Source organism: Paenibacillus contaminans, from assembly GCF_003285015.1.
In the GTDB taxonomy this organism is placed as follows: Bacteria; Bacillota; Bacilli; order Paenibacillales; family NBRC-103111; genus Paenibacillus_V; species Paenibacillus_V contaminans.
Genome location: NZ_QMFB01000011.1, coordinates 46,166 through 58,791, shown reverse-complemented (window position 1 = coordinate 58,791; position 12,626 = coordinate 46,166). Strand labels below are relative to the sequence as shown.

The window sequence follows — 12,626 nt, the reverse complement described above, 5'->3', positions numbered from 1 at the left end:
GAAGCCTCGGACAACTTGCTGAGGCTTCTTTTTTTCTTGCGACAGTTTAAAAATACCCTCCTTTTTTCAAAACCGCAAACTCGACCGGTCCGTTCGGTTAAAGGTAAAATAAAGCCAAACGTCCGAATTCCGAAAATGAAACCGCTTTCCAATACTTCGCCGTTTATCGGGTTTGACAGCCGACGTGTGACCGAACAACGCACGCGGGAGTCGCGCGCATTGCGAAGGATAGTAATCCTCAAGGCGAATATAAACGGAAAACGCCGGCGTCAAAGGCGACGGTTGGCGATTCTCGTAGCGCTATTTTTCAATCCCGCCGCAAATAACTGTTGACGGGCTGTAATCCTGCATGCAAGATACGAGCATACCGCTTACAACACCCGAGGAGGCAACATCATGTATACCGTAATGCTGGTTGACGACGAACATCTGCTTCGGGCGGGGCTTCGCAAGCACGTTCCTTGGGAACGATGCGGCTTTCAGGTTACGCTGGAGGCGTCCACAGGAATGGAAGCGCTTAGCTTGCTGAAGCGGCATCGGGTCGATCTCATCATGCTGGATATCAAAATGCCGGGCATGTCCGGCTTCGAAATGCTCGATGCGCTTAGCCGCAGCGGCTTGGATGCGCACGTCGTCATTCTGAGCGGATACGGCGAATTCGAGTTTGCGCGGCAGGCGCTGAAATATACGGTCGTCGATTATTTGCTCAAGCCGGTCAAGGTTCAGGAAGTGACCGAGCTGCTTCAGTCGATCCGCGCGAAGCTGGAACAAAAACAAGCGGATTCCGTCCAGTCGGAATCGCAGCGCCGGCAAATGCTGGAGGTCGACCTGTTCAAGCTGCTGAACGGCTCGGACGACGGGCGGAAGGCCGCTTCGTTCGCGGAGAGCCTTTACTGTGCGCATCCGCAGGCGACATTTCGCATGGCTTTCGCCGCCGTCGCCATAGACGGGATCGGCGAGCACGCGAAGACGGCGCTTAGCCGGCATTTTATCGGAGCCATGGCGGACGCCGGACTGCTCATTGCCGAAGAGCATGGCTTCGGTTATGGGCTCTTGTTCGTTATGGACGGCGAGCAGGCGAGCGAGGAGGAGTGGCAGCAGCTTGTCATGTCGCTGCCGTCGTCGTGCCCCCAAGTGCGGGCAGGCGTTTTCGGAGCAAGCTTCCGTCAATCGGCGGGGGCTGTTCCGTTTGCGGCCGATTTTCACGCCAGGCTGAAGAGGCTGCTTTTCTACAGCAGGTACCCGTTCGAGATTGAACGGCATGCGGCATACGTGCCGGAGCAAGCGCCGCAGCGGTTCGAATGGTCCGCGGCGGAACGGGACGAATGGCGCGCCGTACTGCTGTCGCAAAATCCGGAGGATGTGCGCCGGTTGCTTTCCGGCTGGTGCCGCAGGCTGCAGGAGGAGCGGGGTTTCACGATCGAAAGCGTCAAGAAAGCGGGCGGGCAGCTGCTGCGAAGCGCTTATGAGCTGAGGGAGGAGCGAAGCGGCACGTCGCCGATGCTCCATTCGGCGGCAAGCGAAGCTGAGACGTCGGTTCAAGAACTGCACCGGGCGGTCCGGCTGCAAGAGCTGCACGACAGGCTCGTCCTGCGGCTGACTTCGATGTTCGCGCAGAGCGGCGAGCCCGTCAAGGAAACGAAGCGGCGCATCATTCTAGAGCTCCAGCAGTACGTTCACGAGCATCTTGCCGATCCGGTTTCGTTGACCGACATCGCCGTCCGGTTCGGCGTAACGCATGAATACTTGTCCACGTTGTTCAAGCGCGAGGAGAAGGTGAATTTTCTTCAGTATTTGAAGCAGGCCAGAATGAACCGGGCGATGGACATTATGAAGCGCGATCCCCGGCAAAAAATATACGAGGTGGCCTACCAGGTCGGCTACACCGACGCCAAGCATTTCAGCAAAGTGTTCCGCGAGTGCACGGGATTGACGCCCAAAGAATTTTTCGAGAAGGTGCACGAATGAACGGAAACAGTTTACGGCGCAAAGTCCGGGGCGCTACCGTACTGCTCGCATTGTTCGTATTTGCGGGCTCCGCGGTCGTTTCCTATGTGATGTCGGCAGGGAAGGTGAACGAGGAACGGGAGCGGGAGCTTGCTTATATCAAACAGCAGATGATGCAAAATATCGACGTGATGTTCGCGCAGGCCGAAAAGCTTCCGATTCTGATTTCGGAAAATCGGGCGATGATGGAGCTGATGCAGGCCGACTATGCCGACGACGCGGAGGAAGTGCAGGGCGTCAGGCAGATCGAGACCGATCTGTCCAGCTTGTACCGGTTTTACCCGCATGTCGAGTCGATTCTGATCTCCTGGAGGAAAGGGCAAACGTATCTCGTTTCGACCGCTTCGGCCTCCGCTTTATCCACCGGGCAAATTCGCATGCTGAACCGGTACTCCGCCGTACAGGCGGATTCGAGCCGGAACGATGCGGGTTTGTGGTCTGCGGAATTGGCGGCCGGGCCGGACGGAACCGAGGAGCGGCAGCTGCTGTACGCGATGCTGTTCGACGATCGCTTCGTCTTCGAGAAGCGGATCAACGAGGATGCGGCCGTCACGGTTACGGTCAGCCGCGAAATGCTGCAATCGCTCGCCCATCCGCGCTCGGTTTATTCGTACGCCGTCTTGCCCGGCGCCGCCGCCGGGCCGGCCGAGGCACCGGCCAATGCGTCCTCCGGCTTGTCCTCCCCCGCCGGATACGGCTACGATCTGCAGGTTGTCATGTCGGACCCGGAATACGGCATCCTTAAACAAACGTACTTGCGCCATCTGATCGTTGCCGTGCTGGCGCTTTTCGCCGGCATGTACTATTACGAAAGGTGGTTTTCCGCGAAGCTGCTGCTGCCGATCGACCGGATCAAACGGCAGCTTGCCGACATCAAGCGGATCGGAACCGTGAACGAGCTGCTGAATTACCGGACGCTGCGGAAGCACCGGTTCAGCTTTCGCGCGAGCTTGTTCGGTTATTGGCTGGCTGCGTCGGTTGTTGGGGTGGCGGTCATTTTTACCGTCAGCTATGCGTATTCCGCCAAAATGACCCGCGATCACATGATCAAATATTATAAAGAGTTCGTCAATCAAACCGGCGATTCGCTGGAGCTGAAGCTGAACAATACCGACCGTTTTCTGAACGCGATACTCCGCAACGACAATATTCAGGAAATGATGCGTTTTCCCGATAATCAGGAAGTGATGGCGGAGCAGTTCAAAAGCTTTTTCTCCTATCAGCAGATCGTCAATAAAAACTTAAACTACCTGAACATTTACAACAGCAAAGGCCTGCTCGTCTTTTCGACGATCAATTCGCGTCTGAACGAGAAAAACATCCATTACCGCGACATATACGGCAGCTTGGAGCGGTCGGGCGGCGAAACCGTCTATTTTAACGAGCAGAGGGACGCCTTCGGCGATCATGTCATTACGGTGGGCAAAAAAATATGGAGCACCGAATACCCGCGCCGGCTGCTCGGGTATTACTTGTTCGCCATCAACGAAGCGGAGCTGCAGGCGCTCGGAGCCAATCTGGCGATCCGGTCCGCCAACGTGATCATCACCGATAGCGGAGGCCAGGTCGTCTATAACAAAAATAACGCCTCGCTCGGCGGCAATGAAACGGGTGTCGGCGAACTGCTTGCCGGAGGCACCGGCATTCGGCAGGTTAAGCTGGGCGGGAAAAGCCAGCTCGCGCTTATCGAGCGGATCGAAAATCCGGACTGGTATGTGATCAGCACGCTCGACGATTTCATCATCTTCCAGGGCACCCGGGAAATTGCGCTGCTGAACGGTTATTTGCTGTTTATTATTTTGATGCTCATCTTTGTCGCCATTTTCTTCCTGTCGAAAAGCATTTCGAAGCCGATCACCCAATTCGTCGCTCATCTCCGCAAATCGGTGGACGGCAATTTTCAATACCAAATGGCTCCGCTGGCCGTCGAGCTCGACGAGCTTGACGAGCTGTCGCTTCATGTAAGCGGGATGGTGGATAAAATCCAGCAGCTGATGGGCGACATCTACAAGGTAGAGGTGACCAACCGCGAAATTCAACTGGAGTTCAAAAAGGCGGAGCTGGCGAGCCTGATGAAGCAAATCAATCCGCATTTTTTATACAATACGCTGGAAACGATTAAGTGGGCGGCCATGGATTTGGCGGAGGGCGACAATATCGCCGTGGAGATGATCAACGAATTGTCCGTTTTCTTGCGGTCGGGAACGCATACCGGTCTGAAAATGACGACGCTCGGCGACGAGCTGGCGCATATACGTTCTTATTTGTTTTTGCAGCAGATCCGCTACGGGAGCCGTCTGCGCGTCGTCTGGAACATTGCGCCGAACATCGAGAAGCTCAGGCTGGTCCGGTTCATTCTTCAGCCGATCGTTGAAAACGCGCTGCTGCATGGGATTGAAGACAAGCTGAGCAGAGGCTGCATCGCCATTACGGCTCGCCTCGACAGAGGCAAGCTGCTGCTGGAGGTAAGCGATAACGGTCAGGGCATTCCGCCGGACAGATTGCGGGAGCTGAACCGGGCGCTTGCGTCGGGCGAAGGCGGAGTCGGCGTCGGACTGCGCAATATCGAGCAGCGGCTGCAGCTGATGTACAACGGGGAGGCAAGCTTCACGCTGGACAGCCGCTGCGGGAGCTGGACCAAGGTGTCGATCGTCCTGCCGCTGCAGGTGCAGCAGGAGAACGAATGAAGAACATGCCGGAACATGGGAGGGCATCATGACCAATGCCAAAAAAACGCTGGCCGCCGCCGCGGCAATTATCCTGCTGTTGGCCGCCGCTTATTGGTGGGCGCGTATTCCCGAAAGCAGGCTCGGGGAGGGCGAGCCCCCGGCGGCCGACGGCAGGATCAAGCTGATTTGGGTCGGATACGGCAATAGCAACGGGGGAAAAGCCAAACGGATCATCGACAAATGGTATCGTCAGCATCCGGATATCGAGATCGAATACAGGGAATTTCCGAATAACCCGGCGGAATATATGAAGTCGCTCGATGTGGCGTTGGCCGTCAACGAGCCGATGGACGTCATGATGATGAACGGGCGCGAGCATATTTTTCGGGCGAAGGAGGGCGTGCTGCTCGATTTCGGTCCGTTTATGAAGGCGGACGGCTTCGATGCGGCCGAACGGTTCGGCTCCTATATGGAGGAGCTTCAGGTGAAGAACAGCTACTATTTCATGCCTTCAAGCATTCAATATTCCATGCTTTTCTATAACAAGGATATGTTCGATGCCGCCGGATTGGCCTATCCCGACGAGAACACGACGCTGCAGGAGCTCGCCGGATTGGCCGGAAGGCTGTCAGTCGTGCGGGAATCCGGGCGCGTATACGGTTTTGTGCCGACCGTTTGGCAGGACGCGATCTTTATGCCGTTATTAAACAGCGGGTGGCTGTTTCTTGATGAATCCGGGCAGCCGCAATTTACGGACGGCAGGTTCAAGCAGGCGCTTGAGTGGTATAAGGGGCTGCAGGATGCGGGCGCAGCGCCGTCATTCGAGCAGATTGAGCTGGCGAAATGGGACGCGCGCTTCCTCTTCGCCGAACGCCAGGCGGCGATGATCGAGGGCGATTGGGAAACGCCTCTGCTATGGAACATGCGCCGTTTTGACGACGGGCTGCTCGGCGGGGACAAGGGGATGGACTTTCGCTATGGCGTGACGTTTTACCCGCGGCTGAACGAGGAGGGGAAGCCGAAGGCGTTCCGCCTTTCCGCAGAATGGGGGTATGCGGCGAATGCGGCGACGAAGCACCCTGCCGAGGCCTACCGGTTTGCCAAATTTTTGACGACGGAGGCGATCGAGCTGCCGGGAGCGGTGTCTACCAATCTGCAGGCAAACGAGGGTGACTTCCGCGGGATGTTCGATTCGTATATCGACAAGCGGAACCGTACGGTTACCGGGATTTATCCGGCGGAAGTGCTCGATTCGTTGAAACGGATCCGCGACGAAACGGCTGCGGTTGACGAGCCTCGCGGCGCTGAGGGCAGCTCCGCCGTATATCAGAACATGGAGCGGGCAATGAGAGACATCTATGCCCGCAATAAAGGGTTGTACTTTAACGGTAAGCTGAGCGCAGACGATTTCATCCGGCTGCTTCAAGAGGAGGCCGAGGCGGAGCTGTTAAAAGCGAATATCACGGAGGGCGGCTGAGGGCAGTTGAAAACTGCCCTCTTTTGTTTAAAGTCCCCTACTGTTTAAGCGTTTTCACCGTTGCTACAATGTAGTCTGTAAAGACCGGCAGAAGGGGGAGAACGATGGCTTCAAGAACGCTCAGCCGGGCATTCCGGCAATACAAAACGTATTATTTACTTTTGCTTCCGGCCGTCGTCGCGGTATTTATTTTTTCATATGTCCCGATGTACGGCATTGTGATCGCTTTTAAGGATTACAAAATCATGAAAGGAATCGGGGGCAGCGAATGGGTCGGCTTCGCCCATTTTCAAAGCCTCTTCGAGATCAAGAGCTTTTACGAGGTGTTAGCCAATACGCTTATCATCAGCTTATATCGGCTTATATTCGGTTTTCCCGCCCCGATTATTCTCGCGCTGCTGCTGAACGAGCTTCGCAACGGCTTATTTAAAAAAATCGTGCAGACGGTGTCTTACCTGCCGCATTTTTTATCCTGGATCGTGCTGGCCGGCATTGTGACGTCCGTCCTGTCGGTTGATGTCGGGATCGTCAATCATATTCTGAAATGGTTCGGCATGCAGCCCGTCAATTTTATCGTTATGCCCGAGTACTTTCGTACGATTCTCGTGACAAGCGGGATTTGGCAAAATATCGGCTGGGGCAGCATCATCTACTTGGCCGTTATTGTCGGCATCAATCCGGACTTGTACGAAGCCGCCGATTTGGACGGAGCGAACCGGCTGCATAAGGCGCTGTATGTAACGATTCCATCGCTTATTCCGGTGGCGACGATCATGTTCATTCTGAATATTGGCGGCATTCTGCATGCCGGCTTCGATCAAATATTCAATCTGTATTCGGTCAGCGTATACGAGGTGGCGGATGTCATCGATACATACGTCTACCGGCGGGGATTGATTAACAGCGACTTCAGCTTCGCAACGGCAGTAGGCATGTTCCAGAACGTCATCGGCTTCGTCCTGATCTTCGGCGCCAACTGGATCGTCAAAAAATTCAACAATGAAAACGGCATTTGGTAGGAGAAAAAGATGCGCAAAAATAAAATAAAGCCGTTCGAGTGGTTCAATTATACGCTTATGGTGCTGCTTCTGCTGTCGATCATCCTTCCGTTCTGGAACCTGCTTGTGATGTCCTTTTCTCTTCCGAACGACGTGCTGACGCAGAAGATACAGCTTTTTCCGAAACATTTTACCCTTGATTCCTATCGGATCGTCTTCGAGAACAACGATGTTTTTATCGGGTATGCGAATACGATCATCCGTACGGTATGCGGCACCGTTTTATCGATTGTCGTCACGTTTTGTGCGGCCTATGCGCTAAGCCAGCGGGGGCTTCCCCTTCGCGGCACGATCACGGTATATTTTCTGTTCACGATGTTTTTCAGCGGCGGTTTAATCCCGTCGTATTTATGGATAAGAGATCTTGGACTGATCGATTCTCGGCTGGTGCTTATTCTCCCCGGGGTGCTGAACGTGTTCAACCTCGTCGTGATGCGGAACTACATTCAGGGCTCCATCGATAAAAGCCTGGAGGAATCCGCAGCGATGGACGGAGCCGGTCCCGCGCGTATTATGGTCCAGATCGTCGCGCCATTGTGTAAGCCGGTGCTGGCAACCATTGCGCTTTGGACAATGGTCGGCCATTGGAACGCCTGGTTCGATGCGATGATCTATATTAACGATCCGGATAAGCAGGTATTGCAGATGCTGCTGCGCAAAATCATTTTCAGCTACGACGATGCGGTTGTCGGTGTGGCCAAGGCGGCGCTCGGGATCAATGTCGAAAATTCCAATCCGAATACGCTGAAGGCGGCGTTTATTTTCGTGACGATCGGGCCGATCATTCTCGTTTATCCGTTTTTGCAGCGTTATTTTGTCAAAGGCATCATGATAGGCGCTTTGAAGGGATAGCCGCGAGCATACGGCCGGCCTTTCAAGTTACTATATACATTTCGTTTACTGGGGGAGACGTTCATGGGAAGAGGTAGAAAGTACGGCGCAGCGGGCATGGCGGCTGCAATGGTTGCTGCGGTGGCGCTTTCGGCTTGCAGCAAAGACGGAGGAGAGACGAAAAGCCCGGATTCGAGCGGTTCTCCGGCGCCGGCGGCAAGCGCTTCGCCGAAAGCGGCAGCGAACAAATTCGAGAAGAAAGTAACGCTGACTTACTTGAACATGATCGATATGTCCAAATGGAAAGACGGGACGCCGGTAGAGAAAGTGTTCGAGGAGAAATTCAACGTTGATTTGAAGGCGCTGCCGATCAATCCGTGGGATGCCGAGAAGCTGAAGGTTACGCTGGCCGGCGGTACGATTCCGGACGTTCTCATTACATGGGATGCGCAGGGCAAGTACCGGGACGGCATTATCCGGAAGATTTCGATGGACATGGTTAAGGAGCACATGCCGAACGTCATGAAAATTATCGAGCAATACGATGACAAGACGGCTTGGGCGATTTCGAAGGACTACAAAACCGGCGATTTGATCCAAGTGCCGGTAGGCGGGGCCAGCGGGCTGTCCAATACGTCCGTTTTTGCCCGGAAGGATTGGCTTGACAAGGTCGGCATCACGAAGCTGCCGGAAACGCTCGACGAGCTGCACGATATGTTTAAGAAGTTCACCTTCGACGATCCGGACGGCAACGGGAAAAACGACACGTACGGAGTCAGCGAGATATTCCAGGATACGAACTTCTTCTCCTACGGGTTCAACAACATCTATGCCGCATATGGCGTCAACCCGGAACAGTGGGGCAAAGCGGCGGATAATAAAATTGTATACGGGGCCGTTTCCGACCGCTACAAGCAAGCGCTTAAGCTGCTGAACGCCTGGTTCAAGGAAGGCATCATCGACCCGGCGTCGGTCAGCGACAAAAAGCCGGAGCGTCAGGCCAAAATTTTGGACAATAAAGTCGGCGCGATTTTCTCGAATGCGAACTATATGAACGAAATAAGCAAGGATCCGATGTTCCTGCTGTCGCAAAAAAATCCGGCTGCCGTTCCCGTTCAGCTGCCTAACATTATCGGGCCGGAAGGCTTCGGAGGCGGTACCGGCTTCGGCGAATGGGTCGGCTGGGGCATGATGTTCGGCGCGAAAGCGACAGACGAGCAAGTGATCCGCGCTATGCAAATGACGGACGCGATGTATGCGGATGAAGCGAGATCGCTTGCCGTAATGGCGAAATTCGGCATCGAAGGACAGACGTACGAGAAGAAGGACGGAGCTGCCGTTATCAAGCAAGGCGTTGACGCTGCCGAGCAAGGAGCGGGCATCTTCATTTATCCGCTGTACTTCGGCGCTTTCTCCGAGCTGGTCAACGGTACGGCGGTAGACAAGGCGATTGAAGAAAACCGCAAGAAGGTTCCGCGGATCAATCATGTAGTCGATGCGAAGCAGGTCGATTTCATCGCAACCCAGAACAAGGCAATTCAGCAGGCGGAGATGAAGAAGATCGCCCAAGAGTTCCAGGTCAAAGCGATCTCCGGCGCAATCGACATCGACAAGTCGTGGGACGAATACGTGGAGCGCTGGAACAAAGCCGGCGGCAAGCAGCTGACGGAGGAAGTAAACAAATTGCCGATCATTCATGAGAACAAAAAACTGAAATAACAGGCAAATAGCCGGCTGCCTGACGGTCCTCCGCGATCGTCGGGACAGCCGGTCTTGAGTGTCGATATGGAGTTGTGGGGGATTCTACACACTTGTCCGTACATGAAAGGATTGCTTGAATTTTCCGCGAAATATCTAGTATCATTTCAACGCTTATCCTATAGATTTTAAGGGTGCAAGGCATTTGATCGTGCAAGAGCTAGTGATCCTCATAATGAGGAAAAGCTTACTATTCGTGAGACAAACTTCACTATTTCAAATAGAAAACCCGTGTTTCTTGAGGCAATGAGGCAAACGCAATTATTAGTGAGGCAAACGAAATGAATAGTTTCGTTTGCCTCACTGACGGGCGAGAACGAGCATTTTACCGTTGGAATAGTGAGGACAGCCTCATAAACAATGAGGTTTTCTACACGAAGCGCACGATTCGTTGCATAACCATTACGATATCCGTGTTTGTTTCGTAACCAGGTCATCAATCCCTGGTTTTAGACTTGATGGCGTACTAATACTTGACCGCATTTGATCTAAGGTTTTCTGCCCGCGCTTTTCATGAGAGAATCCGCAGTGGAAAGGGCGGGTTCGTATAAGGCTACGAGCACCCAAACCTTGCATTTCATGCGGTCAACGTACTATCGGCGGACGAGAGTCGAGAGAAGCTCGGTTGTTTTGCTTAAACGAGCCGGCTGCGGGAAAGCAGGCGCTGCTTGAGAGCCATATATTCAGGAGGAGATTTCATGGCGGGAATCAGCTTGAACGAAGATCCGAATCATTACCTGATGTCGAGGCGGCATAACGATTTGACGGCCGAAGAGTTGATGGAATGGGTCGACCAATATGCCGATACGCAAGTCAACGAGCTTATACTCAACGTGAATGCCATGCGGGCTGGTTATGACAGCGGCGTTTGGGAGAGCTTCTGGGAAGGCTACGATCCGGAGGGCGGCAGCGATCAGCCGTTTTTCGCCGCCGTTGCGCCGGAGGCCCGCGAGCGGCAGCGGCAATGGGTGCACCGGGGGTGGCAGCTTCATCGCGACGGCCTCGACCGGTACGCGATCTGGATAGACCGGTGCCGGGAGCGCGGCATATCGCCGTGGGTGACGATGCGAATGAACGACGTGCATTCCGTCGACAACGAGGGCGATCCGATGCACAGCACATTTTGGCAGCAAAATCCGCAATTCCGCAGGGCGCCTTATAAATTCGACGATTGGGTGGACAAGGCGTTCGATTACGGGCGCAAGGAAGTGCGGGATTATCATTTTAGGCTGATCGAGGAAGCGGCGGAGCGGTACGACTTCGACGGCCTCGAGCTGGATTGGATGCGCTTCGGCTTCCACTTCCGCCCGGGGTTCGAAGAGGAAGGAATCGCTATTCTCACGGAATTCACCGCCGACGTCCGGAAGCTGCTCGACAGCTGGGAAGCGAAACGCGGACATCGGATCAAGCTGTCAGCGCGCGTGCCTTCGCGTCCGCAAACGGCGCGCGGCCTCGGCATGGATGCCGTCGAGTGGGCGCGCCGGGGGCTGATCGACATGCTCGTCATCACCCCGTTCTGGGCGACCATCGAAACGGACATGCCGGTCGAGCTGTGGAAGCAGCTGCTTCATGGAACGGACGTCGAGCTGGCCGCAGGGCTGGAAGTATTGGTGCGCGCATATCCGGAGTCCGCGCTGCGGCAGATGAACACGCTGGAAACGGTGCGCGGGGCGGCGAGCAGTCTCCTGTCGCGCGGAGCGGACCGGATATATTTGTTTAATTACATGGACTCCGATACGGCGATGGCCGATCTCGAGAATTATCCCGCCTTGCTCCGCGAAGCAGGGAGTCTCGAAACGATGTCGGGCAAAACGCGCCGTCATATCGTCACCTATTCGGACACGTGGGCGCCGGGTGAAGCCTCCGGAGCCTTGCTGCCGGCTGCATGCGGGCCTGGCCGTTACCGGTCGTTCCGCCTTCATGCGGGGCCGAAGCCGGATGGCGGAGACGTGTTCGTGCTTCTTGGAGCCGCTCCTGCGTCCGAAGGGACGGCGGGTGCCGGTCGTGAGAATGCGACGAGGGGCACTGCGGACCGGGAGAATGCAGGGGCGGATGCGACGGGGTTCGCTCCCGGAGCCGGGGACAAAGGCAGTGCCGGCTTCGGCGACGTGCTTTTGAACGGACACGCCTGCGTTTATGAAGGCGTTGCGGATATAGCGAAGCCGCGTCCGGAAGGGCCGGTGCACCGGTTCCGGGTGCCGGCGGGAGCGGCGCATGCAGGCTTCAACCTCATCGAGGCGAGGCCGGACGCTCCGCAAACGATCATTTGGGTGGAACTAGCCGTGGAGTTTCGTTGACCTGCGGGTCATGTAAAAGGAAAAGGGCGCCTCAAGGCGCTCTTTTTTGCAATGCTAAGGCATTGCGAAACAACTCTCGATGGGGTGGTGCAAGTTGAGAAGCAGCTGTATGAGCACGAAGATACGGGAACAAACTCATACTCCTTACAGACGAGCAGAGCTAAACTTGACTGCGTGCGAATAGCTTTCCTTCATAAACGATGTTACTTGCTCGATTAAGTACTGACAGCGTTCGTCTACATAAAGGCAGGCAGGTTAGCGGGAAGCGAGCGTTCGTCTCTAACGGCTGCATCGCTTCCGTTAGCTCTCCTCGACAAGCAAGGCTGTACTAACTGTAAAAACTGCAGGTATTTTCGGCCGCAAGTCGAGAAAACGGCATTTAACTGTAAAAACTGCAGGTAAAATTGGACGATTTCGCGTAATTGGGCAATTTTAAAAAAATTAACGGCAGGTTTTCCATCTAAGTTGATAAAAAACCGATATTTCCGAAAATTTACTGTATTTTTTCCATTTAGCTTTGGGGCTGCTC

7 protein-coding genes are annotated in these 12,626 nt (G+C 54.8%); all 7 read left to right on the top strand.

All coding sequences use genetic code 11. From position 1 onward, the window contains the following. Positions 1-396 precede the first annotated feature (396 nt). The 7 genes from DQG23_RS19190 (at position 397) to DQG23_RS19160 (ending at position 12,097) form a co-directional block, all read left to right on the top strand. Positions 397-1,968, top strand: a complete 1,572-nt coding sequence (locus DQG23_RS19190; RefSeq protein WP_113032497.1) for a response regulator — start codon at positions 397-399, stop codon at positions 1,966-1,968. Next, positions 1,965-4,694, top strand: a complete 2,730-nt coding sequence (locus DQG23_RS19185) for a sensor histidine kinase (RefSeq protein ID WP_113032496.1) — start codon at positions 1,965-1,967, stop codon at positions 4,692-4,694. Before DQG23_RS19190 ends, DQG23_RS19185 begins: the two co-directional genes overlap by 4 nt. Positions 4,695-4,722: 28 nt before the next feature. Beyond that, positions 4,723-6,153: an ABC transporter substrate-binding protein gene (locus tag DQG23_RS19180; protein WP_113032495.1), complete on the top strand. Its 1,431-nt coding sequence runs from the start codon at positions 4,723-4,725 to the stop codon at positions 6,151-6,153. 104 nt (positions 6,154-6,257) lie between these two features. Continuing rightward, a complete protein-coding gene (locus DQG23_RS19175; protein WP_113032494.1) occupies positions 6,258-7,172 on the top strand; it encodes an ABC transporter permease in 915 nt (304 codons plus the stop codon). A 9-nt stretch (positions 7,173-7,181) separates the two neighbouring features. Continuing rightward, on the top strand, positions 7,182-8,063 hold the full coding sequence (locus tag DQG23_RS19170) for a carbohydrate ABC transporter permease (RefSeq protein WP_113032493.1): 882 nt from the start codon (positions 7,182-7,184) through the stop codon (positions 8,061-8,063). A 63-nt stretch (positions 8,064-8,126) separates the two neighbouring features. Beyond that, on the top strand, positions 8,127-9,761 hold the full coding sequence (locus DQG23_RS19165) for a type 2 periplasmic-binding domain-containing protein (protein WP_113032492.1): 1,635 nt from the start codon (positions 8,127-8,129) through the stop codon (positions 9,759-9,761). A gap of 737 nt (positions 9,762-10,498) precedes the next feature. Continuing rightward, the gene (locus DQG23_RS19160) at positions 10,499-12,097 is read left to right on the top strand and encodes a glycoside hydrolase family protein (RefSeq protein WP_113032491.1); all 1,599 of its coding nucleotides are present in this window, start codon (positions 10,499-10,501) and stop codon (positions 12,095-12,097) included. Positions 12,098-12,626 lie beyond the last annotated feature (529 nt).